Origin of the sequence: Candidatus Chlorobium masyuteum, from assembly GCF_011601315.1 — a bacterium.
Lineage (GTDB): Bacteria > Bacteroidota > Chlorobiia > Chlorobiales > Chlorobiaceae > Chlorobium > Chlorobium masyuteum.
On record NZ_JAAORA010000008.1, the window covers coordinates 1 to 22,246 of the forward strand.

Below are 22,246 nucleotides of genomic sequence, written 5' to 3' on the forward strand. Positions count from 1 at the left end.
GAGCCGGTTCGAGCTCAAAGATCGGTGTCAGCGGATACGGACTGGCCTCAACCAATGGAGTGAGCGGAGCGGTTTCAGGAAGCACCATTACCACCCAGTTGCGCGGTGTTACCGGCCAGACCCAGACCGTCGGGGATGTCAAGATGACCCTCAACTTCTCGAACACGACAGAGTCCGGTGCCCATGCAGGATCGTTCACGATTACCGCACAGACCATCTAACACCTATGACCGTAAACGCTCCGGATCCATTATGAGAATCGGGGCAGTAAAAAGGGGAGGCTAATGAAGTATCAGCCTTCCCTTTTTTGATTTGGACAAAAGTTCAGGAGAGCATTTGCTTAAGCAGTCAATACGCTCAGAACTCCTCGATGTAGAGCTCCCCCGGATCATTCGGATGGTGCCGCCTGTAACCGTAGCCCTCCAGCCACTCTGAAACGTGAGCAACCATATCCGGCTTGCCGCTGACAAAAAAGTGTGTGCGGTCAGGATCGGGAGAGATGTTGTATTCGTTCTGCAGAATATCCTGTTTCAGCAACTCCTCAATCCATAACCGGTAACCATCCCAGCGCTCATCGGCATCGGTGAGTGTAGGCACATAAAAAAAGTTGGCGAAGCTCTTTTCAAGGAAGGTCAGCTCACTGTAGTAGCCCAGATCCCACCGGTGCGCCGCGCCCTGAATCACCACCATCTTGCTCTCGGGCCTTTCGATAATATGTGAACGTAGAAAGCTGATGTAGGGGGCAATGCCGGTTCCTGTCGCCACCATAACAATGTCGCTGCCGTCCGGGGTTTCGTCGAGACGGAATATTCCGGTTATGGCTGTACCGACAAAAACCCGATCCCCTGTGTTGAGATTAAACAACCTTGAGGTCAACTGGCCGGACTTGACCTGTGATATATAAAACTCAAGCTGGCTGGTCTCGGTTTTGGCAGAAGCAATGGAGTAAGGCCTCTTGATAAGTTTCTCTGCATCCGCAGGCACCACCTCTGGCTCCGAATTGGAAGAGCGCTTCTCGAAGCCGTAAAGACCGAGCAGCATATTCTGACCGGCTTCAAACTCCTTTCGCGGCTCATCGGTATCAACCCGAAGAATCATAAGGTCCGGAGTAACCATAATTTTACCCGTAACCGTCGCATTGTATTCTGAACGTTCCATGTACTCACCATCCTGATACTGATTGCAATAACTTCATTTCACACCTTCAATAAATAACATACAAGAGATAGCAACAGTTCACCCCGTTTCGCATCATATTGTTATGGGCATCACGATTAATCTGTTCCGCGATTCGATCAATTCGTCGGACGGTGCTCCAAATCCCATCCCGGCGCCGACTTCATCGTGGGCTACCAATATTGCCCCTACAGGGCTTGACCTTCACTCAATAATGATATCATACCGGTCGAGCAGACCGATAACCTGGGGGAGGAGAAAGCGGGCTTTCTTCAGACGGTTGGTCTCGGGATCAATGGAGTAGTTAAAGGCCGAACGGAGGTCGGCATGCTCAAGATTGCTCTTAAGAAAGGTCGTGCGTAAAAGATCACACGCTTCAAAAATTGCTCCGGTGAGATCGGCTTCGGTGAAATCGGCTTCCTGAAGATCACAGTTTTTGAAACGGGTATTCTTCAGCTTTAACTGGCTGAAGAGTGCCAGTTTCAGCATGCACTCCTCAAAATCAAGCTGCAACAGAAACCCCTTGCACTCCGTGAACTGCACACCGAGCAGCTTGCAGCCCCTGAACTGCACATCCTGCAGCAGGCTGCTGCGCACTGTTGCCAGACTCAGATCACAGTTTTCAAACAGGCAGTTCCTGAAGGTAATTCCCGAAAGATCACCCCTGTTTCCGTAACACTTGATGAAGCGGCACTCTTCATATACCCCTTTCAGGAGCGGGTTTTCTGTGAGGGAGACTCGCTCAAAAACTCTGTTTTCAATCAGCTCTGTATGCATGGTGGATCTCTCCCTGTTATCCGCTATCGCCATCCGCCGCCGAGCGCACGGTAGAGCTCTGACATGGCGGTAAGATGCTGACGCCTTACAGAGGCAAGGTCAAGCTCCGCCTGAAGGGCGCTGGTCTGGGCAACCATAACTTCAAGATAGCTTGCCATTCCGCTCCGAAAAAGCATCCCTGCATTGGAAACCGCTTTATGCAGCGTTGCAACTCTCTCTGTAGCCATGCTCTCCTGTAGTTTCACCTTGTCGAGCTGAACCAGCGCATCCGAGACCTCTCCGACAGCCTTGAGCAGTGAAAGCTTGAACTCAAGCTCCGCCTGCTCCCGTTTTATTCTTGTCTGCTGATAGCGTGCCTTCAATTGACCGCGCTGGAAAATCGGTTGCAACACGGCTCCCTGCACAACGCCGAAAATGGAACCCGGAACGGTAAACCACTGGCTTCTTTTGAACGCTTCAAGGCCACCGGTAGCGGTAAGCGTCAGCGAAGGGTAGAGCGAAGCTTCGGCCTCACCCATATCAGCATGGGCGGCCCTGACCGCCAGTTCAGCAGCACGAACATCCGGACGGTTCTGCAGAAGGGAGGAGGGGATTCCGGAGGGCAGCTCGTCAGCCACTTTGAGGGTAAAAAGCGCCTGATCACGCTGAATGGCTCCGGGCATCCGGCCGCAGAGGATGCTGAGCGCATTCTCCTGCGCACTGATTTTCTGCTCAATCTGGGGAAGTGATCCCGCTATCGACTGCCGTAACGCCTCCTGCTGCTGAACGGCAAGGGCCGTAACCTGACCGGCATCATACTGAAGCCCGATCATTTTCAGCGTGGTGTCGGCAATGGCAAGGTTTTTTCTGGAACTTTCAAGCTGCCGGTCAAGCATCAGCAGATTGTAATAACCTGAAGCAACGTCAGCCACCAATCGGGTACGAACGGCTTTTGCCGCCTCCCCTGTCTTCAGGTAACTGGCAAGGGCTGAGCTCTTTCTGCTGCGGATTTTTCCCCAGATATCAACCTCCCATGATGAGGTGCCGTAAGCACTGTAGTCATCAAGATTTGTCTTTACACCGTTATCGGACGGATGCGTTCTGGTATTCTGGACACCGAGGTTCAGTGTCGGCAGAATGCCGAGACGTGCCGAACTGAGGGTTTGACGGGCATAGTCAATATTTTTGAGCGCCACCTGCAGGTCAATATTGTTCACCATTGCGCTGTCAATGAGCAGACAAAGCGTTTTATCAGCAAAGAAACTCCGGTAGGGCAAGAGGGCGATAACCGAATCGGAGGCACTGCCCCCTGAACGCTCACCACTGCGATAAGCCCGGGGCATAGCCACTTCCGGCTTCCGGTAGCTTCCGGTAGTACTGCATGCCGTGATCCCGAAAGCGAGCAGCATCAGGATGCCTCTCCGTAAAATCCGTTCAACCTCTTTTCTCATAGAGAACCTGTTAATGATGCTATCATTATGCGCCTTCACAACTGCACCGAGCCCTTTTTCTCCTCTCGCTCAACCTCGTCAAGCAGCTCCCCCGCCTCCACAATGGCTGCCGCAGGGCCGGTAATCCGCTCCTGAAGGTGCTGGAAGGTGACAAAAAGGACCGGTACAACAAGAATACCGAGTACCATACCCACAAACATACCGCCGATAGCCGCCGCGCCGATGGAGTGGTTTCCCTGGGCCGCAGGGCCGGTCACAAAGAGCAGCGGGAGAAGTCCGGCCACAAAGGCAAGTGAAGTCATAAGAATCGGCCGCAGCCTCGCTTTGGCACCCTCAATTGCCGCAGCGGAGAGTGAACTGCCGGCAACCCTGCGCTGCAGGGCGAACTCGACAATCAGAATGGCGTTCTTGGCCAGAAGACCGATCAGCATGATAACCGCCACCTGCACATAGATATTGTTCTCAACCCCGGCAAGCTTGATGCCGATAAATACCCCGAGCAGACCGGTCGGAATGGAGAACATCACCGCAAGAGGCAAAAGATAGCTCTCGTAGAGCGCGGCAAGAAGAAAGTAGACAAAAACGACGGAGAGCAAAAAGATAAAGAGCAGCCCGCCGGTTGATTCAAGCTCCTCACGGCTCTGTCCCTTCCAGTCATAGGTGTAACCTGCCGGAAGAGCGGTTTTGGAGAGCTCTTCAACGGCCTTGATGGCCTGGCCGGTACTGAAACCCGGCTTGACCATGGCGTTGACCGAAACTGCATTGAACATATTGAAGTGGTCAACCGATTCGGTGCCGTAGACCCGTTTCAGGGTGATGAGTGACGAGACCGGTACCATACTGCCGCCGGAGCTCTTGACAAAAATGCCGTTCAGGGAGGCCGGTTCGGAGCGCTCCCCCGGTTCGGCCTGCATGATCACCCGGTAGTACTTGCTGAACCGGTTGAAATCCGATGCCTGTGAGCTGCCAAAATAAACCTGCATGACGGAGAGAAGCTCCTTGACATTGACCCCGAGCTGGGCAGCCTTGACGTTATCCACCACAAGCTCAAACTGGGGGTTGGTTGCCTTGAAGGTGGTGAAGGCCGCGGCAATTTCAGGCCGTTTCATCAGCTCTCCGATAAAGCCCTGCGCCACACTGCCGAGTTTATCCAGCCCGCCGCCGCGACGATCCTGCACAACAAACTCAAGACCGCTGACGGTACTGAAACCCGGAACGGTTGGCTGGGCAAGCGCAAAGAAGGAGCCCTCCCTTCCGGAAAGTTTTTTTGATATGGTGGCCAGGATTTTTTTGATGTTTCCATCCGGCCCGCGCTCCCCCGGCTCCTTGAGCTGCACAAAAAGCAGACCCGACGAGGGGGATGAACTTCTGGAAAGGATATTGATACCGGCCACCGATATCGCCTTTTCTATCGCAGGAATGGTAGCGAGGGTTGCCGATGCCCTGTCCATGACCGCCTGGGTTCGGGCAAATGATGCTCCGGGAGGAAGGGTGACGGAGACAATCACAAAACCGTTATCCTCATCCGGAATGAATCCCGTCGGCGTCACCCTGAACATCACGAAAGAGAGCAGGACCAGCAGACCGAGAAAACCGAAGGTGAATCGCTTGTTTCGGATCAGATAGACCAGTGCACCGAGATATTTGCGCTTCAGCACGTCAAATGCGGTGTTGAACGCGGTAAAAAAACGATGACCGTATGCACCGAATTTTTTCAGTTTTCCATGCCTCCCTTCTCCTTTCGCATCATGGAGATTGGTGAGAAACAGAGCGCAGAGAGCCGGGCTCAGGGTAAGGGCGTTGACCGCAGAAATCAGAATGGCAATGGCAAGCGTAAAGGCAAACTGGCGGTAGAAGACACCGGTCGAACCCTGCAGAAAGCCTACCGGCAGAAAGACCGAAGCCATCACCAGCGTAATGGTGACAATAGCAGTGGTAATTTCGCGCATGGCTGAAACCGTGGCAACCTTGGCCGGATAGTTCTTCTGCTCCATTTTGGCATGGACCGCCTCAACCACTACAATGGCATCATCAACCACAATACCGATAGCCAGTACAAGCCCGAACAGGGTCAGCACGTTGATGGAAAAACCGAAAAGGTTCATAAAGAAAAAGGTGCCGACAATGGCGACCGGAACGGCAATGGCAGGAATAATGGTGGATCGGAGATCCTGCAGAAAGAGAAAGACCACAAAAAAGACCAGCAGAAAGGCTTCAACAAGCGTATGCTCAACCTGTACAATCGACTCGTCAACCACCTTTTTGGAGCTGAAGGGAATCGAATAGCTGATGCCGGCAGGCAGAGCGCCTGCGGCCTTTTCAAGCACCTTGCGAAGCCCGGTCTCAACCTTGTTGGCGTTTGAACCCGGAGCCTGATAGACCGCCATCACCACACCCGGTTGGCCGTTGGCCTTGGTATTAACCGTATAGCGGTAGGCGCCGAACTCGATACGGGCGATATCACCGAGTTTGAGCAGCGATCCGTCGGGATTGGCGCGGATCACCATATCCTCATAATCGCCGGGATAGGCATTCTTCCCCTTGTACTTCATCACATACTGCATCGCCTCACTGCTGTTCTCGCCGAAGGAGCCCGGAGCCGCCTCAAGGTTCTGGCTCTGGATTGCGGCTGCGACCTCCTGCGGCGTCACCTTGTATGCTGCCATCTGCTGCGGGCGCAGCCAGATACGCATGGCATAATCCATGTTGCCGTAAACAGACACCTGCCCTACACCGGGCACGCGGGCCAGATCATCGACAATGTTGATCTTGGCATAGTTCTGCAGGAAGATCTGGTCATAGGCCTTTGAACTGCTTGAAAGCGTGATCAGCATGATCTGGCTGTTCTGACGCTTGACGGTCGATACGCCGATCTGGTTGACCTCTGCCGGGAGGCGGCTGGCCGCCTGGGCAACCCGGTTCTGAACATTGACCGCAGCCTGGTCGGGATTGGTGCCCTGCTTGAAAAAAACCGAAATGGAGAGCGATCCGTCATTGGCGGAGGTTGAGGTCATGTAGGTCATGTTTTCAACCCCGTTGATCGCCTCTTCAAGCGGCGGCGCAACCGAACGACCGACGGTTTCAGCACTTGCTCCGGGATAACTCGCACTCACCGAAACACTCGGAGGAGCGATATCGGGAAAGCGGGTAATGGAGAGCTGGTTGATGCCGACAAGGCCGAGAATAACCAGAATGATGGATATGACGGTAGCAAGAACCGGCCTTGATATAAAACGTTCAAACATGAATAGTCTCTGGTTAGCGCCTTCAATCCGTTACGGAACTCATTTTTCCTCTCTTCACTGTTTTGCTGCCGCTGCCGCCGGAGCTGCGCTGAGCGGCTTTATCACCGTGCCATCCGGAAGTTTTTCAGTACCGGCAGTTACAATGCTATCTCCCGCTTTCAGACCGGAACCGACGATATAGTTGTTGCCGCTCTTGCCTGTAACAGTAATCGACTGCTTTTTAACCCGGTTACCGCTGCCGACGAGAAAGACAAAAACCTTGTCCTGCAACTCAACCGTGGCCGCCTGCGGCACGAGCAGCACATTGCGATAGATCGACTCCAGAACAACCTTGCCGGTGTTTCCCGAGCGCAGCAGCCCGTCCGGATTCGGAAATACCGTCCGTATCCTGACCGAACCGGTTGCCTGGTCAAACTCGCCGCTGATGGTATCGACCGTTCCCTTTGAGCCGAAAAACGTGCCGTCCGCCATGACCAGAGAGACCGGCGCCACCTGGCGGAGCTTCTCCTGTATGGTGCTGCCCGGATAGCGGTTGCGGAACTGCATAAAATCAATTTCACTCATGCTGAAATAGGCATAAATCTCGCTGACGTCACTGAGCTGCGTCAGGGACTGGCTCTGATTTTTGGTAACCAGACTGCCCAGCCTGAAAGGAATTCTGCCAATGTAACCGCTTACCGGTGCTTTTACGGTGGAGTAATCCACATTGACCAGTGCAGAGCGGGCCGCAGCTCTTGCCTGCTCGACAGAGGCCTGGGCGGCCTGACGGTTTGCCCTGGCGGTTTTAAGCTGAATGTCCGAGACCACACTGTTCTTTACCAGCGGCACCAGTTTCTCCTCGTTGAGTTTTGCAACCACGAGTGAAGCTTCAGCGGCATGCTGGGATGCCAGTGCACTGTTGTACTGCTCACGATAGAGGCGGTCATCAATTTTAAAGAGAGGCTGACCCGCCTTCACCCATGCACCTTCATCAACATAGATCCTGCTGAGCGTGCCGTCAACCTGGGGACGGATCTCCACATTGACCTTTCCCTCAAGCAGGGAGGAGTATGAGGTGGTCACCGCGGCATCTCCGGGCGTAACCCTCATCACCGGAAGAGCCGGAGTTCCCTTCTGCTCGCCATCTTTGCCACCTTTTGACGGGCCGCATCCGGCAACGAGTAGCGGTATGGAGAAGGCGATAACGACCTGAAACCGGAAAAACCGCTGCATCACCCTGTTCTTCATAATATCCTGTTGTTAATCCACTGAAACATTAAAAAATCCTCTTGTATGCACCGCCACTCCCGGCCTGCCGGGCAAAGATGCAACAATTTACAAGGATACCACTTACCCGCAAAAATTCAACATCATTTGCTGCAATGAGCAAGAACGATAGAGAATATTTTACAAATTATGCCGCTCTCTCACGTTTCACGCCAGGATATTCAGAGCTTCAGCGCGTTTGTCTCCCGTTCAAGCTCAAGCAGATGCCTTTTGAGCGCTACCCCTCCTCGATATCCGCTGAGAGCGCCGTTACTGCCGATGACCCGGTGACAGGGAATAAAAACCGGCAGAGGATTGCGATGATTGGCCATCCCGACTGCGCGGACAGCACGCGCATTTCCTGCGGCAATGGCGACCGCTCTGTAGGTGGAGGTCGTGCCGTATGCAAGAGCACTGAGCTCCCGCCAGACACGCTGCATAAATGGCGTGCCCGACGGGGCAAGGGGAAGTGAGAAGTGGCAGAGAGAGCCCTGAAGGTAGGCGTTCAGCTGCCGGAAGGCCTCCACGGTCAGCTCCGTTTCACCGATTTCAGCATCTTCGGGAAGAGTATCCGCAGGAAAAAAAAGATTGGTGATAGCACCTTCACGCTCCGCAACGCCGATTCGGCCGATCGTGGTATTCTGAAAAGAGAGAATCATGGTACTAAAACCTTTTCTGCAAGTTATGATAAAGAATACCAACAACAGCAGAGTGCAAAAAAACTCCTGATGAACCGCTCTATTACTCCTGAACCGGCTGAACGGGGTTTCTTGCAGATTTTCCGACCGTATAACTTCCGGGATACTGGAAAATCCGCAAATCAAAGTAGGAGAGAACGGCAATGATATGATCAAGGATATCCGCCTGTACCTGCTCAAATGCCGCCCACTCCTTTTCACAGCTGAAAACAAGGATCTCGATCGGCAAGCCATTCGAGGTCGGTTCCAGATACCGGATAATCAGGCTCATCGACGCATTGACCTTCGGATGATGGTGCAGATAGGCCGACAGATAGGCCCGGAAAATTCCGATATTGGTCAGTCGCCGTTCATTGACCTCGAAACGGTCATCGATCTCATCACGGCGGTTGTATTTGTCGATTTCCGCTGTTTTTTTATCGAGATACTCCCTGAGCAGCTGAATATGCTGCAGCCGGACAAGCATGGCATCATCACAGAAGCGGATACTGGTCATATCGATATTGAGTGATCGTTTGATACGCCTTCCTCCCGACTCATTCATCCCCCGCCAGTTTCTGAACCCTTCCGAAATCAGGGCATAGGCCGGTATGGTGCTGATGGTTTTATCCCAGTTCTGAACCGATACCGTAACCAGCGAGATATCGGTTACTTCACCATCGGCCTCGTATTTCGGCATATCAATCCAGTCGCCGACCCGTACCAGATTGTTGCTTGAAAGCTGAATACCGGCAACAAAGCCGAGAATCGAGTTCTTGAAAATCAGCAGCAGTACAGCCGTGAAAGCACCAAGACCGCCGAGAAACACAAGCGGCGATTTGCCCATAAGTTTGGATACCACAACAACGAGGGCAATTGAAACCGCAAGCGTCTTGGTAACCTGGACAAAACTTTTAACCGGGACTCTCGACTCCTTAGAGAACTCGGAAAAAAATTCCAGCAAGGCATCAAGCAGAGAAAAAATCACCACCACTACCACCACAATCATGGAAAGCACCGCAAAATCCCTGACCAGCAGAAGCGTTGCAGGATAATAGACGAGAACCGGCGCCGATAAAAGATGAATGAGAACCGGCGGAATCAGGCGGAAGAGACCGGTAAACACGTTGTGCTTGAGCAGCAGGTCATCAAGTCGTGTACTGGTTCTTGCTGCAAGGTGTGTGATCACCCGAAGCAGAATACGGCTGATCAAAACAAAGACAACAATAATAACAGCAAGCGCCAGAACGCCGGCGATAATGGTTGCAACAAGAACAGTGAGATCGGGAGCTATACCATAGTTACGTAACAATCGGATCAAAGAGGTCATAAGAGAGCAAATCAGTTCATAACAGCAAGCAAAAAAAAAGGAACAACACCTTTATATAACAGCAAAAGCATCTGCATAATTGCATGGTCCGATACGGCTCTATACCCGGAGATCCACCCGGACAGGATCAGCACGCCGGAGGGAAGAAGAAAACCGGGATCATCTCGTATATTTCAGAGTGTTGTATGGCGATATCAGAACCGTGAAGGTTACCCTCGCTGTAGCACCTTATTCCACCTGGAAAACATAAACCCGGATGAAGAGTAAAGCGTTTTTTGCACTCCTCATACTAACGGTTCAGCTTGTATTCACTACTGAGCCCGCAGCTGCTCCTTCAGGAAGCAATGCAGGCGACATAATCGCTTTTGTGCGAAAGGGAAACATCTGGATCGCCCGCCTCGACGGGTCCGGTCAGCGCCAGCTGACAACTTCCGGCCAGGACACCCATCCTGCTCTCTCCCCGAACGGAAACGAAGTTGCCTTTTGCCGCCGAACCGAAAAGGCGATCTACCCGGATACCGGGTTCGGACAGCTCTTCATGGTTGAATGTTCCGGAGGAAAACCCCGGAGGGTGCGCTTTGAAGGCGTTCTTGCCGCCGAAGATCCCGCCTTCTCTCCGGACGGAAAGAGCCTCCTCTTCGTCGGACTCTCCGAACTTCGCAGAGCAGGAAAAAAGGATGAGCTTCAGGCTTTCGCCACCATGTCGATCACTATTGGAGAGATCCTGACTGGCAAATGCAGGCCGGTAGTGCAGAGAAAAAATGCCATGCTCGATGCGGGCTATATCTACTCCAACCCGGCCTTTTCGCCCGACGGAAAGTCGATACTCTGGCAGGAGAGCGGCAGTGATGTTTCGGGCGGTTTTGCAATCATTGATCTGAACGGAAAACCGCTCTTCAGCTATCCCCTGAAGGGGTCGGATTTTACGCCATACTGGCGTCCGGCTCTCTCCCCTGAAGGCCACAGAATACTCTGCTACTCGCCTGCAACGACAGAGAAGGCTGAAGACACGATCTATCTGATCAACCGGAGAACGCAGCGAAAGATTCTGGTGACCAGCGGCACCAATCCGGTCTTTATCCGGAACGGCAGGGCGATTCTTTTTGAACGGGGGGAAAACCGGTGGAGCAGCAATGCCTCTTCAAATCTCTGGATACTCGATATAGAGCCGGGTGCTGCACCGAAACAGATCATGACCGACGGCTCCGAACCGGCAGCCGCGCTGCCGGGCAATGAGCGTTTACAGCGAGTCTCAAAAGAGTGGAATTTTTCACCATAAAAAACTACGGCACCTCTATAAATTGTAATGAGCGGTTTGAGTACGAGGCGGACGGAGCGCAGAAACCGGAACGTACAAGGAGTACCTGAGGATTTCGAGCACCGCCCAACGAAGTAATCGAATCGCGGAATAGATTTATAGCGGTGCCGCCGGATAATCGGTATACCCCTTCTCCCCCGGCGTATAGAAGGTATCCATGTCGGGAGTGTTCAGAGGTGCTCCGGTTTTCCATCGTTTGACCAGATCGGGATTGGCAATAAACGCCCGACCGAAGGCAACAAGATCACATCTGCCCCTCTCCAGATCGCTTTCCGCCAGGGTTGCATCGTACCCGCCGGAGAGAATCAATGCACCCCTGAACTCCCTGCGGAAAGTCGCCTTGATGCTCTCCGGCACCACGGGCGCACCCATGGAGGAGTGATCAACAATATGCAGGTAGGCCGGAGCTGACCGGTTGAGCTCTGTGGCAAGCCATGCATACTCCTCCTCCATGTTGTCATAAAGAGGCATATCATTGAAGACGCCGAACGGCGAGAGCCGTATACCGACACGCTCCCTGCCGATAGCTTCACTCACCGCAGCAGTGACCTCAAAGAGAAAACGGGCACGGTTTTCAAGCGAACCGCCATACCGGTCGGTGCGACGGTTGGAATTCGGACGGATGAACTGTTCGAGCAGATAACCGTTTGCTGCATGAAGCTCAACACCGTCAAATCCTGCCGACACTGCATTCTCCGCCGCACGGGCATACTCTGCGACAGCATCGGTGATATCCTTCCCGCTCATCGCTTCAGGTATCGGGAAAGGCTTAAGCCCGTCAGCATCCGTATACATCTCTCCGGAAGCGGCCACAGCAGAAGGTGCAATCACGCGGGCTCCTGCGGGCAGGTTGAGCTGATGGGCAATACGGCCACAATGCATGAGCTGCAGAAACATTTTTGCTCCCCCCTCATGCACCGCTTCAGTAACGGCTTTCCATCCCTCTACCTGGGACGGGGAGAATATTCCGGGTATGCGGGGATAGCCAAGACCATTCGGTGATGAGGATGTTCCTTCGGTGATGATCAGCCCCGCCGAACTGCGTTGAGCGTAGTACTCCGCCATGAGCGCGGTGGGGATATTTCCGGTTGCGCGGCTGCGGGTCATTGGCGCCATGACCATACGGTTCTGCAGCATGATGGGGCCAAGAGAGGCCGGAGAGAAGAGTAGAGACATGGTAAACTCCCGGAGGAAAAAGGGTTCAAGTACAAGTCACAACCAACAGCGCTATAAGGGTGTTGATCTTCCCATTAACACCTGTATCAACTTTATGGTTCATGAAGGTCATCAGGAAATTCTCTTCAGAAAATCTCTTACCGCGATCAGAAAGGCTTCAGGCTGCTCTTCGTGGGGAAGATGACCGCAATCTGGAACCACCACCAGCTCAGCCTCTGCAAGCTCACCGGCAAGCCGGATGCTCTCCTCTTTTTTAACCATGACATCGTACTCTCCCGTAATCACCAAAGAGGGTTTCCTCATGGTCTTGATTTGTTCATCAAGCTTGAGATGGTGTGTCTCAAGAAATACCTCAAAAAACGCCCTCGCCCAATCACCCTGCATCTGGTCCTGGCGAAATGCAGTGAGCACATCGCCTGCAAGACGCTCCTTGTTGTACCACATGGCGCGAATCACCTTGTTGTAAAGCCGGGTAATGAGCAACTTCATCAAGCCGGAAAAGAGCGGAGTCATGGCTTTCATCAGCGGCTTCATGAGCGCGGGCACCTCGCTCGTCGCATAGCCGCTGTAAATCATGGCATCCACCAGTACCACCCCCTCAACCTGCTCCGGGTAGCGAAGCGCCGTGAGCAGCGCAAGCGTACCGCCTGTCGAGTTCCCGACCAGCACCGCTCTGCTGAAACCAAGCTGCCGGATCATCGTTATCACAAGATCACTCTGCGCCTCGGGAGAGTAACTGACCCCCTTCGCTTTTGATGCATGCGGACGTGAGGTGTAACCGAAAGCAGGCCGGTCAAAGGCTATGACCGAAGAGGTTTTCGCCAGCTCATCAAAAACAAGCCGCCAGGAGCGCATGCTTAAAAAACTGCCGTGAAGAAGTACCAGAAGCGGCTCTCCCCTGCCCGCCAGCCGGTAATGAACATTGAAGCCGTTCACAGCAACAGATTGAGTGTCAGAAAAATCCGGAGAGTGGTTGGTCGCAGGTATAGTCATAGTGTAATGAGTGACGTTCTGTTTCCCCTGTTCTGTTTGCTGCGCCCGTAAAGGGCTTACAATCAGGCATGTTAAAGCTAAACGTTATTACTGTAGAGCGCAAGTATACTCTAAAGAGAGATCAAATTATTTGCTGTTCACTCCGTTTGAAAGCTGCTCAGGCACCGGCAGCCAATAGTTCATCAACGGCACCATAGCCCTCGCCCGGTTCAGCTGGAGACACAAAAAGATTGTGAATAAAGTGGTAGTGAAAAAGGTTACCGTATCAAAAAGCAGCACCTCAGGAGGCGGCAACAGAGAGGTGAGACTATTTTGTTTGAACCTCCTCTTTTTTTCCCCCGGACTGTTTCCTAACAAGAGATACATATACACTTTATAGTTATTTTCAGCTGATTGGTGTGAGTCATAAACATAAAAAGTGTTATTTTTTTATACGTTGAACCTTTTATTCAGGGAACAAACTCAAATCGGTAGTAAACATGATAAAACTCTCTGATGTTACCGGGAAAATTGCACTCTATATTGACCCGAACACAGGTCAAAAACATCTGCGAGCCACCTGCATGCATACATCCGGATCATTGTTCCATGAGTTTTCTGCCAGCGAGGATGTAGAGGAGCCAACCTATCTTTCCATGCAGATAGACCATAATCGCCATATTCACCTCAAACCGGAATTCCTCCAGTATCTCAATCACAGTTGCGACCCCAATGTTTACGTTGATGTGAAGCGTCATGAGTTTATCTGCCTTCGTGATATCGAAGAGAATGAAGAGATCACCTTCTTTTACCCTTCGACTGAATGGGCTATGGAACAGGTTTTTGATTGCAGGTGCCGAAGTGCCAACTGTCTGGGCGAAATTAAAGGGGCGATGCATCTGGACAGGGAGCTCTTGGCCCGCTACAAATTTACGCCCCATATTCTCGAAAAACTTCACGGTCAAGCAGAGGAACAACTGCCGGTTAACGAACCTGACACAAATTGAGATCCTGCTATGAAACTCTGTGTACTCTACTCCTCCTACGAGCAATCCGACTCACCGACCAAAGATTATGACCCGATGCGGGGTATAAAATTCTGGTTGGAAGGTCATGACGTTGAAATGGCCGACATTCATAAAGCCACAGCCGTTCAACAGGTACGGTCACTCACCCAGCAGAATTTCGATCTCTTCATCAATCTGTGCGACGGCTCTTTTGATTCCGACTGTGCCGGTATAGAGGTGGTGCAGACGCTTGAATACTTCAATGCTCCCTTCACCGGGGCCTCCTCCGATTTTTACGACCCGACCCGTGAAGATATGAAGCGTGTAGCCCGCTCTTTCGGGATCGACACACCGCTTCATCGCTTTGTCGCAACAGAGGCGGATATTGAGGAGGCAGCTCTCAATCTGCGATTCCCGCTCATTGTCAAACACCCGAACAGCTATGCAAGTATCGGCATGACAAAAACTTCCCGTGTAGAAACGCCGGAGGCGTTCAAGGGGGAAGCTGAGCGAATGGTCAGGGAGTTTGGTGAGGCTTTGGTTGAAGAGTTTGTTGAAGGCAGAGAGTTTACGGTGCTGGTGGCAGAGAATGCTGCCGACCCTTCCAACCCTGTTGTTTTTCCGGCTGTAGAGTTTGTTTTTCCGGCAGGTGAGTCGTTCAAGCACTTTGACCTTAAATGGTCCGACTACGAGGACATGAACTGCATTCCGGTCGATAACCCTGAACTGGACAATCGTCTCAGAACCATATCCGCTCAGCTCTTCACCGGTTTGAATGGCTCCGGTTATGGCCGGTGCGACATTCGAATGGACGGCGATGGCCGGCTCTTCATGCTCGAAATCAATCCCAACTGCGGGGTTTTCTACAGCCCCGATGATGCGGGAAGTGCTGATTTCATCCTGCTCAACTATCCTGATGGCCATCAGGAATTTCTACGCCTGCTGCAGGAGGCTGCCACGAAACGCTGCCGGGAGAGCGTGAAAAACTGGAAGATAAAATTTGACCCGAAAGCGGCCTACGGCATGTATGCCTCGCGGGATATCGAGCCGGGTGAGCTGATTGAGGCCTTTGAAGAAAAAGAGCATGTACTGGTATCATTGAGCTATGCCGAAAAACACTGGGACAGCCGGAATCTGCGCTGGCTCCGTCAGTATGCCTACCCGATCACCGATGAGATCTGGGTAATGTGGAGCAAAAACCCCCGTGACTGGAAGCCCATCAACCACTCCTGCAATCCCAATGCCTGGCTGGAAAACATGAATCTGGTTGCCCGTCGTTCTATCGCTGCCGGAGAGGAGATTACAATGGACTATGCAACCTTCTGCCACGCCACAATGGAGGAGTTTTCCTGCGAATGCGGAGAGCCTGAGTGCCGTCACCTCATTACCGGTAATGACGCCACACTCCCCTTTATGCAGTGCTACCGGGGGCATGTTTCAGATTATGTCAAAACAAGGATTGCCGCACTCACCCCGCAACCGGTATAGTACTGTGAGAGCCAAAATAATCCTTTCTCATGGACCATGATGAGGGCACCTCTATTACTTGTCATGAGCGGTTTGAGTGCGAGCACCGCCCAACGATGCAATCGAATCGCGGAATAAATTAATAGTGGTGCCCATGAGTAATTTCAAGTTTGCAGTTGCCCTCTGGCAATACATTCGGCCCTATCGCTGGCGCGTGCTCTTCATCCTGCTCGGATTGACGGTCGAGTTCTCCTACGAGGCAGGATTACGCTACAGCCTCAAGTTCCTGGTTGACGATGTCATCCTGAAAAACAAGCCGGATATTTTTTTTCTGCTCTTCGCTCTCTTTGCTGCGGGTGGTGTGGTCTACACCTTTTTTGCGGTCATTTGTGACTACTTCTGGGCAAAATACGGCTCCAGAATTTTCAGCGACCTTTGCCATGATCTCTTTCGCCATCTGCAACTGCTGCCGATGGAATACAACGAGCGTCAAAGCACCGGAGATTTGATGTCGAGATTCTCACTTGATGCCGCAACCATCGATAACGCCCTGGTAATCGTCCTGCCTGCTGCATTCCTCAGTATAGGGGAGTTGCTGGTCTCCTCGGCCCTGCTCCTGCAGCTCAGCCCGCTCCTCTTTTCCGGCGTACTGGTCGGGATGGTTATCTGCCTCTCTTCTCCAAACACGGTGGCCAAACAAACCAACAGCAGCAACTATGAATTGAGCCGCTATAACGGGCAGTTGGGGATGTTCCTGCAGGAACATCTGAGTGCCTTTACCATGATCCATGCCTACGGACTGGAAAATCACGTCACCGGGCAATACCGTCAAAAGCTGAAGCAGTTCGTTACCGTTGCAAGCCGGGCCAATTTTTTCTCCTACATCTCGCAGCGGATGCCCAATCTGGCCTTTCTGATCCTGAATATCGTAGTCCTCTTTGCTGCAGGGCTGCTTGTGATGCAGGGTCGGATGTCCGTCGGATCGCTGGTCTCCTACCAGATCATCTTTGTGAGCATGAGTGCCGCAATCAACCACATGACCTGGATAATCCCGAACCTCCTGTCGGCCAAGGCCTCCATGCAGCGGTTGCAGGAGGTGCTTGAAGTGCCTCTTCCCCCGGAGGAGGAGCACTACGACAATGAATCGGTTCACTTTACGGGGGAAGTTGAATATCGCCATGTCGGTTTTTCCTACAACAACGGCCAGCCGGTTTTGAATGACCTCAGCTTCCGGATTGAGCCGAAAAGCTTCACCGTATTCGTCGGGCCAAGCGGATCAGGCAAAACCACACTCATCAATCTGCTGCTCCGTTTTTATGAACCCACGACCGGGCTTATCCTGATAAATGAGATAGAGAGCAGCATGATCAATCCCCGGCTGCTGCGCAGTTTCATTGGCGTTGTTGCCCAGGAGGTCAGCCTCTTCAATCTCTCCATTGCAGAAAACATCCGCATGGGCAACCTGGATGCCGATCAGGAAGCCATCGAAAAGGCGGCAAAGCAGGCAGAGATACATGAATTTATCATCTCACTGCCCGAGCAATACGAAACACTCTGCGGAGAAGCCGGCGGGCTGCTCTCGGGCGGGCAGCGCCAGCGTATCGCACTGGCTCGTGCTCTGGTGCGTGAACCGCTTTTACTGCTGCTTGATGAAGCCACCTCGGCGCTCGATCCACTCACCGAGCAGGATATCCTGAAAACCATCCTGAAACTCCGGAGCCAGTGCACCATAGTAGCAATTACCCATAAACTTAATCTGGCTGTTGAGGCGGATATGACCTTTGTTATGGACAAAGGCTCTATCGTTGAACAGGGCACCCATAATGAGCTGTTAAACAATAACGGCTTGTATGTGCGCTTCTGGAATCACACCGAAGAACTTGAAGAAACCGTGTTGACAAACTCTATCTGATGATCAATCTAACCGAACAATAATGAAAGTTTTTGGTATTGGTGTAGGCAAGGGCAAGGGATTCCTCGGAGTCTATTCGGTCAATTACTACAAGGAGGGTGAAATCGTGATGGATCTCAGCCTTGGTGACGAAAGTCCGGTCCGGGATCTCAGGACAATTGAGCTGGCTACACGCCATATTGATCACCCGTTCGGCCGCTATGTCAACCATCATTGTGATCCCAACTGCTACATCGACAAAAAAAGGGAGCTGATGATTGCCCTCAGGGATATCAACATCGGTGACGAAATCACCTTCGACTACTCGCAGAATGAAACCGCCATTGCTGCGCCATTTGAATGCAGTTGCGGAGCAGCGAACTGCAAGGGATCAATCTGATATGGCAAGCCGGTTATCATGATACGGACGAAGGCTTCAACTCTTCATGTTGTTGTCAGCGTCCGGTCTTTTGGGCGCGGAGCTTTACGCCCCCTGAGCGGCGCCGAGAGAAAACTTCTGCTGCAGGAGCAGCGCAATCTCCTCCTGAGTGACCTCCCTTTCCTGCGACCTCCCTTCGGAAACCGATTTATAGCTGCTACCGTTGAGAACCTCCTTGCCGGAGGGAGTCTGCAGAACAACCATCAACGAGCGAACGAAAATCGAATCCGGATGCGTTGAATTCAGATAGTTGGCCGGCTCAAAATCAACCCACTCCTGCCGGGAGAGATTGAACTCATAGAGATTCTTCCAGGAATCATCGGTAATGGACTGCAAGAGATAGTTTCCGTCCGGATTCAGGAAGAGCCCGAAGGTATCAAAACCCTGCCTGATATCCCGGTTGATCCAGCCGAGGTTGATCGGTTCGCGTATGCCGTAACTGCCGAACCCGAGATCACAGAGCCACTGCTCCCCCTCTATGGTGGCTACAATCGCCATATGCGTCTTCGGACGACGCACAGGATAGGTCATCGGACGCGCAGCCACAAACTGATAGGGAACTCCGAGCGAACCCAGAGCCATGGCAAAAAGGCCGTTCACCTCGTAGCAGTACCCTCCACGTCTTCTCTCCACGATTTTTTTGTAAATCTCTTCCGGCACGAGAGAGACGACCTTCCCCTCCTGAACATCCAGGTTTTCAAACGGCACCGAAAAAAGCTGGCAGAGCATCATGCGTTTCAAAGTCGCAAAATCTGCTGCAGCAACACCTTCAAAGCCGATTCTGGCAAGGTATGACTGGAAATTGAAGTTCTCTGCTTTCATATCTTGCCGCATCCGTCTATCCTGTTACTCAAGCACATACCGGTTTTTGATATTCGCATTATATCCCCGTTCCTGAGGGTGTTACGCTTCGTCGATCTGGCGGAGGATTTCACGCAGCGAACCGGCCGCACGCATCTTTTCGCTCTCATTGCCGGAATTGTAAAAACTGATAATCGCCCTGCCGCCGATACCGATCGGAGGATACTCCTTCCCGGCAAGCATCGGCATCAGCTCAAGGAACTTCAACGCACTCTCTTTATCCATCCCGTTTATCCTGCTCACAACCTCTTCCACTATCCCGGAAGCAGCCGCCTCGTCCAGCCCTGCAACATAGGCTGCACTCTGCACGGCGCCGTACTGGAACCCCAGAACAGCAAAAATAATATCCCTGTTCGTGCTGCTCTCCAACCCTGCCGGGCACTGCCCGATCGCCTCCCCGAGAAACTGCAAGGCCATTTTCCTTACCGCTTCGGGCTTCTCCCCATGTTCTTTATACATAACTACAGATTGCCTGTTTGCCTGATTTTTACTTACAGAAAATGAGCGCCAAGTTACCATACATCAAGGAAAATACACAATAACAGGAAGTGAGCCGTTGAATAACTGAAAAGTTAACGTAGTCGAGCGTATCGCGGATTGCAACGAATGGAATTATTGAAATTTGCTCATGCCTTTTACCGGCAATTGCCGTTATTTAAGAGCACACTCACAGCTCCGGATTTAAACCAATCGGCTGAAAATTTAGTAAATGAAAACCGACCCCATCTACATCTTCCGCAAAACCTGGGCCACCTACCAGAAGGTCATCAGCAACAATCTCATGTTTCACAAAGAGATCCTGACTGCTGTCAGAGAACTGCTCGAAACCCGACCTGGACCACTCAATGTCCTTGACCTGGGATGCGGAGATGCCACCCATATCGGAAAGATGCTGAACCCCGGTCAGGTGGCGGAGTACTGCGGATGCGATCTCTCTCCGTACGCTCTCGATGTTGCCCGGAAAAACCTGGAGCCGTTCGGAACCAGTGTAAAGCTGCTCTGCAGGGACATGGTCGCCGTGCTGAGGGAGGCTCCCGCAAACCATTTCGACGTAGTGTACTCCGGGTATGCCCTGCACCACCTCTCCCTTGAGGAAAAACAGACTTTTTTCACAGAGAGTCGACGTACCCTTCGTAAAAATGGTCAGATAATTTTGGTGGATGTCATGCGCGAAGAGGAACAACTCCTTCCGGCATATCACGATAGTTACAACGGAGCGGTGGCAACGCATTGGGAGGCCCTGACCCCTGATGAACAGGATCAGGTACAGGAACACATCAGGAACTGCGATTTCCCCGAAACCCCGACCGACCTCCAGAAGCTTGCCGGTAACGCCGGTCTGACGAGCAGCCGGAGGCTGGAAAAACAGACCTGGCACGAAGCATGGTGCTATCAGGCATAAAAGGGGGCGCTTCAGCCACTCAAGCGCTCACTGCTCTTTCCGCTGAATAGAGATAGTTCACTTACAAAACGACATTCCCTTATCGTTATCTGAATGTTATGATTGGATTTTATACTCTTAACCGAGGGAAGTTCTTTGCAGCTGTTATGATGTCCTGGAATTAGTCCCACTTTTCTCGGCATTTCAGTACGCTTACTGAACCTGAATTGGGAGCAATATGAGGATATAGACAAACTTCTACTCTTATTAAACAACGTCCCATAAGGGGCGCAGCCCCCTCAGAACTGTAAAGTCGTGAACGACTTCATCCCGGCACAATACGCCCTTTTTGATTGAACGTCATTGGCTTTGTTTTACCTGCCTTATGCTCGGCAAGAGCCTCGCCCGCAAGTTTATCGAGTAAATCCTGAGATTCGTCAGTGTCCAGAAGTGCATCCCATTGAGCATTATCAGCATCTATCGTTGATACTCCTTCTTCACTGACAAGCTCATCACTTAAAATCTGAGCTTCCAGAAAACGGGCAAAATCTACCAGTTGCTCTACCCGGTTGGAAGGCAAGGAGCGGACAATTTTAATCAGAGCTTTTTCGTTCTCTTTGTCTGTATGGGTGACCGTATGCATAATCTCTCCTGAATACTGATATCAGATTCGGTAATGCCAATTGCGTTATTGCTGCCTGCTCACTCACATCACAAAACAGATGCTGAACGATGCAGTACAAAAAAGCTATTAAAGAGAATAGAAAACTATAACAATATCGTCAAATCCAGTGCATTCATGCAGGATAACGCTGAATCGAGACCCTTCCGGTTATCATCCTGCACTCGCCACTTGACAGAGTTATTTCAGAGTTATTTCACTTACAACACAACAGCCAAAAGCAGCTAAACTGTTGATATTATTGGTTTTAATAAAATCAGCCAAGGAAGTTAGTTGAAGCTGTTTTGTACGTCCCGGAAGTCGGGAGTTCGCAAAAGAATCTGGATTAGGCAGGGAAAGCCTCTACAAAGCCTTACGGATCGGCGCTCACCCTCGTTTTGAAACCATCAAGGCTGTCCTGCATGCCCTTGGCGTTAAACTGACTGTTGTTTCTGAGCACAGCGTGTGATATGTCTGATTCTGCAATGGAGAGGCCACTCCCCGGAATCCGTTCATAACCCTGCTATTTCAGCTCACCCTCACATATTATGCTGACTGAATCTGTATTGTGAGCAATGTAAGAATATACACGAACTTCTTCTCTTATTACACAACGTCCCCAAGTGCCCCCCAAAGCGACAGGCAACTATAGTCGACTGTGCCACTTCATTGGATCCTGAGATGTATGAAAAATGCTGTACACTGAGATGGATTGAGTGGACTGCTCATAAAAAACAGCATACGGAAACCGCCTGACTAATGCCCGATGGTAATGTTCATGAACTACCGGATAGAGTTCAGGGCTGCGGCAAATTGTCTGAATACATGCATCAAGACAACCAAGAAACTCTTCCCTTAAACCATCACGACGATCTTCATACCACCAGTAAGCATCACTAATATCCTGCTGCGCTTCCGGTAATATTATCAGATCAGGAAGCATGACCGCTGCGGACATTTTGCTTGACCTCGGCCCATGTGAGCCCTGAAGCAGGGTTTTTCATAAGGTTACTCTTGCGACGAGCCAACTCCTTCTTTTGCCATTCATGTACGGGTACATCTTCCGGCTTAGCCGCCAGATCATCCCAGAGATCTTCAACCAATTGTAGTTTCTCTGGTGGGCTAAGGTCAAATACGGAAACAGTATGGGTTTTCATGACTATCTGTATTTGAAATTGAAAATGTCCGTTCTT

The 22,246-nt window shown here is 51.7% G+C and carries 20 protein-coding genes and 2 pseudogenes; 8 read left to right on the plus strand and 14 right to left on the minus strand.

Annotation, left to right across the window (positions count from 1 at the left end):
• Positions 1-221, plus strand: a pseudogene (locus G9409_RS10710) (hypothetical protein); the annotation flags it as partial.
• 136 nt (positions 222-357) lie between these two features.
• Here the strand turns inward: G9409_RS10710 and G9409_RS10715 are convergent.
• The 7 genes from G9409_RS10715 to G9409_RS10745 all read right to left on the minus strand — a co-directional run bounded on the left by G9409_RS10715 (position 358) and on the right by G9409_RS10745 (position 9,880).
• Entirely contained in the window at positions 358-1,158 is an 801-nt protein-coding gene (locus G9409_RS10715; RefSeq protein WP_166808757.1) for a ferredoxin--NADP reductase, read from the minus strand.
• A 222-nt stretch (positions 1,159-1,380) separates the two neighbouring features.
• The gene (locus G9409_RS10720; protein ID WP_166808758.1) at positions 1,381-1,953 is read right to left on the minus strand and encodes a pentapeptide repeat-containing protein; all 573 of its coding nucleotides are present in this window, start codon (positions 1,951-1,953) and stop codon (positions 1,381-1,383) included.
• 23 nt (positions 1,954-1,976) lie between these two features.
• A complete protein-coding gene (locus G9409_RS10725; RefSeq protein ID WP_166808759.1) occupies positions 1,977-3,383 on the minus strand; it encodes an efflux transporter outer membrane subunit in 1,407 nt (468 codons plus the stop codon).
• A gap of 35 nt (positions 3,384-3,418) precedes the next feature.
• The gene (locus G9409_RS10730; protein WP_166808760.1) at positions 3,419-6,628 is read right to left on the minus strand and encodes an efflux RND transporter permease subunit; all 3,210 of its coding nucleotides are present in this window, start codon (positions 6,626-6,628) and stop codon (positions 3,419-3,421) included.
• A 54-nt stretch (positions 6,629-6,682) separates the two neighbouring features.
• Positions 6,683-7,855, minus strand: a complete 1,173-nt coding sequence (locus tag G9409_RS10735; protein WP_166808761.1) for an efflux RND transporter periplasmic adaptor subunit — start codon at positions 7,853-7,855, stop codon at positions 6,683-6,685.
• A 200-nt stretch (positions 7,856-8,055) separates the two neighbouring features.
• On the minus strand, positions 8,056-8,532 hold the full coding sequence (locus G9409_RS10740; protein WP_166808762.1) for a methylated-DNA--[protein]-cysteine S-methyltransferase: 477 nt from the start codon (positions 8,530-8,532) through the stop codon (positions 8,056-8,058).
• 82 nt (positions 8,533-8,614) lie between these two features.
• The gene (locus G9409_RS10745; RefSeq protein ID WP_166808763.1) at positions 8,615-9,880 is read right to left on the minus strand and encodes a mechanosensitive ion channel family protein; all 1,266 of its coding nucleotides are present in this window, start codon (positions 9,878-9,880) and stop codon (positions 8,615-8,617) included.
• A 256-nt stretch (positions 9,881-10,136) separates the two neighbouring features.
• Here G9409_RS10745 and G9409_RS10750 point away from each other — a divergent pair, with 256 nt between their 5' ends.
• The gene (locus G9409_RS10750; protein WP_166808764.1) at positions 10,137-11,159 is read left to right on the plus strand and encodes a TolB family protein; all 1,023 of its coding nucleotides are present in this window, start codon (positions 10,137-10,139) and stop codon (positions 11,157-11,159) included.
• Positions 11,160-11,294: 135 nt separating this feature from the next.
• Here the strand turns inward: G9409_RS10750 and G9409_RS10755 are convergent, their stop codons facing one another.
• Complete coding sequence (locus G9409_RS10755; RefSeq protein ID WP_166808765.1) at positions 11,295-12,374, minus strand: alkene reductase; 1,080 nt, start codon at positions 12,372-12,374, stop codon at positions 11,295-11,297.
• Positions 12,375-12,485: 111 nt separating this feature from the next.
• Entirely contained in the window at positions 12,486-13,367 is an 882-nt protein-coding gene (locus tag G9409_RS10760) for an alpha/beta fold hydrolase (protein WP_166808766.1), read from the minus strand.
• 479 nt (positions 13,368-13,846) lie between these two features.
• Here G9409_RS10760 and G9409_RS10765 point away from each other — a divergent pair, with 479 nt between their 5' ends.
• From G9409_RS10765 to G9409_RS10780, 4 genes are all read left to right on the plus strand, one after another.
• Complete coding sequence (locus G9409_RS10765; protein ID WP_166808767.1) at positions 13,847-14,353, plus strand: SET domain-containing protein-lysine N-methyltransferase; 507 nt, start codon at positions 13,847-13,849, stop codon at positions 14,351-14,353.
• 9 nt (positions 14,354-14,362) lie between these two features.
• Complete coding sequence (locus G9409_RS10770; RefSeq protein WP_166808768.1) at positions 14,363-15,841, plus strand: SET domain-containing protein-lysine N-methyltransferase; 1,479 nt, start codon at positions 14,363-14,365, stop codon at positions 15,839-15,841.
• Positions 15,842-15,974: 133 nt separating this feature from the next.
• Positions 15,975-17,732 (plus strand): ABC transporter ATP-binding protein, encoded by a 1,758-nt coding sequence (locus G9409_RS10775; RefSeq protein WP_166808769.1) that lies wholly within the window; start codon positions 15,975-15,977, stop codon positions 17,730-17,732.
• Positions 17,733-17,754: 22 nt separating this feature from the next.
• Positions 17,755-18,111, plus strand: a complete 357-nt coding sequence (locus G9409_RS10780) for an SET domain-containing protein-lysine N-methyltransferase (protein ID WP_166808770.1) — start codon at positions 17,755-17,757, stop codon at positions 18,109-18,111.
• Between the two features lie 84 nt (positions 18,112-18,195).
• Here G9409_RS10780 and G9409_RS10785 read toward each other — a convergent pair whose 3' ends face one another.
• Positions 18,196-18,972, minus strand: a complete 777-nt coding sequence (locus tag G9409_RS10785; RefSeq protein ID WP_166808771.1) for an arylamine N-acetyltransferase family protein — start codon at positions 18,970-18,972, stop codon at positions 18,196-18,198.
• Between the two features lie 81 nt (positions 18,973-19,053).
• Positions 19,054-19,470, minus strand: a complete 417-nt coding sequence (locus tag G9409_RS10790; RefSeq protein WP_166808772.1) for a hypothetical protein — start codon at positions 19,468-19,470, stop codon at positions 19,054-19,056.
• A 250-nt stretch (positions 19,471-19,720) separates the two neighbouring features.
• Here G9409_RS10790 and G9409_RS10795 point away from each other — a divergent pair, with 250 nt between their 5' ends.
• On the plus strand, positions 19,721-20,413 hold the full coding sequence (locus G9409_RS10795; RefSeq protein ID WP_166808773.1) for a class I SAM-dependent methyltransferase: 693 nt from the start codon (positions 19,721-19,723) through the stop codon (positions 20,411-20,413).
• A gap of 304 nt (positions 20,414-20,717) precedes the next feature.
• On the opposite strand, the gene G9409_RS10800 is transcribed toward G9409_RS10795, so the two are convergent.
• A complete protein-coding gene (locus G9409_RS10800) occupies positions 20,718-21,035 on the minus strand; it encodes a hypothetical protein (RefSeq protein ID WP_166808774.1) in 318 nt (105 codons plus the stop codon).
• A gap of 334 nt (positions 21,036-21,369) precedes the next feature.
• Here G9409_RS10800 and G9409_RS10805 point away from each other — a divergent pair.
• Positions 21,370-21,522, plus strand: a pseudogene (locus tag G9409_RS10805) (addiction module antidote protein); the annotation flags it as partial.
• A 177-nt stretch (positions 21,523-21,699) separates the two neighbouring features.
• On the opposite strand, the gene G9409_RS12225 reads toward G9409_RS10805, so the two are convergent.
• Positions 21,700-22,011 carry a type II toxin-antitoxin system RelE/ParE family toxin gene (locus tag G9409_RS12225; RefSeq protein ID WP_407926798.1) on the minus strand — a complete coding sequence of 104 codons (312 nt, stop codon included), beginning with the start codon at positions 22,009-22,011 and terminating at the stop codon, positions 21,700-21,702.
• Positions 21,986-22,210 (minus strand): addiction module protein, encoded by a 225-nt coding sequence (locus G9409_RS10815; RefSeq protein ID WP_040433424.1) that lies wholly within the window; start codon positions 22,208-22,210, stop codon positions 21,986-21,988. The genes G9409_RS12225 and G9409_RS10815 overlap by 26 nt, the downstream gene beginning before the upstream one ends.
• Positions 22,211-22,246: the final 36 nt, after the last annotated feature.

Coding starts and splice junctions, on each gene's coding strand:
- G9409_RS10715 (WP_166808757.1), bottom strand. CDS start 1,158: ATGGAACGTTCAGAATACAATGCGACGGTTACGGGTAAAATTATGGTT.
- G9409_RS10720 (WP_166808758.1), bottom strand. CDS start 1,953: ATGCATACAGAGCTGATTGAAAACAGAGTTTTTGAGCGAGTCTCCCTC.
- G9409_RS10725 (WP_166808759.1), bottom strand. CDS start 3,383: ATGAGAAAAGAGGTTGAACGGATTTTACGGAGAGGCATCCTGATGCTG.
- G9409_RS10730 (WP_166808760.1), bottom strand. CDS start 6,628: ATGTTTGAACGTTTTATATCAAGGCCGGTTCTTGCTACCGTCATATCC.
- G9409_RS10735 (WP_166808761.1), bottom strand. CDS start 7,855: ATGAAGAACAGGGTGATGCAGCGGTTTTTCCGGTTTCAGGTCGTTATC.
- G9409_RS10740 (WP_166808762.1), bottom strand. CDS start 8,532: ATGATTCTCTCTTTTCAGAATACCACGATCGGCCGAATCGGCGTTGCG.
- G9409_RS10745 (WP_166808763.1), bottom strand. CDS start 9,880: ATGACCTCTTTGATCCGATTGTTACGTAACTATGGTATAGCTCCCGAT.
- G9409_RS10750 (WP_166808764.1), top strand. CDS start 10,137: ATGAAGAGTAAAGCGTTTTTTGCACTCCTCATACTAACGGTTCAGCTT.
- G9409_RS10755 (WP_166808765.1), bottom strand. CDS start 12,374: ATGTCTCTACTCTTCTCTCCGGCCTCTCTTGGCCCCATCATGCTGCAG.
- G9409_RS10760 (WP_166808766.1), bottom strand. CDS start 13,367: ATGACTATACCTGCGACCAACCACTCTCCGGATTTTTCTGACACTCAA.
- G9409_RS10765 (WP_166808767.1), top strand. CDS start 13,847: ATGATAAAACTCTCTGATGTTACCGGGAAAATTGCACTCTATATTGAC.
- G9409_RS10770 (WP_166808768.1), top strand. CDS start 14,363: ATGAAACTCTGTGTACTCTACTCCTCCTACGAGCAATCCGACTCACCG.
- G9409_RS10775 (WP_166808769.1), top strand. CDS start 15,975: ATGAGTAATTTCAAGTTTGCAGTTGCCCTCTGGCAATACATTCGGCCC.
- G9409_RS10780 (WP_166808770.1), top strand. CDS start 17,755: ATGAAAGTTTTTGGTATTGGTGTAGGCAAGGGCAAGGGATTCCTCGGA.
- G9409_RS10785 (WP_166808771.1), bottom strand. CDS start 18,972: ATGAAAGCAGAGAACTTCAATTTCCAGTCATACCTTGCCAGAATCGGC.
- G9409_RS10790 (WP_166808772.1), bottom strand. CDS start 19,470: ATGTATAAAGAACATGGGGAGAAGCCCGAAGCGGTAAGGAAAATGGCC.
- G9409_RS10795 (WP_166808773.1), top strand. CDS start 19,721: ATGAAAACCGACCCCATCTACATCTTCCGCAAAACCTGGGCCACCTAC.
- G9409_RS10800 (WP_166808774.1), bottom strand. CDS start 21,035: ATGCATACGGTCACCCATACAGACAAAGAGAACGAAAAAGCTCTGATT.
- G9409_RS12225 (WP_407926798.1), bottom strand. CDS start 22,011: ATGTCCGCAGCGGTCATGCTTCCTGATCTGATAATATTACCGGAAGCG.
- G9409_RS10815 (WP_040433424.1), bottom strand. CDS start 22,210: ATGAAAACCCATACTGTTTCCGTATTTGACCTTAGCCCACCAGAGAAA.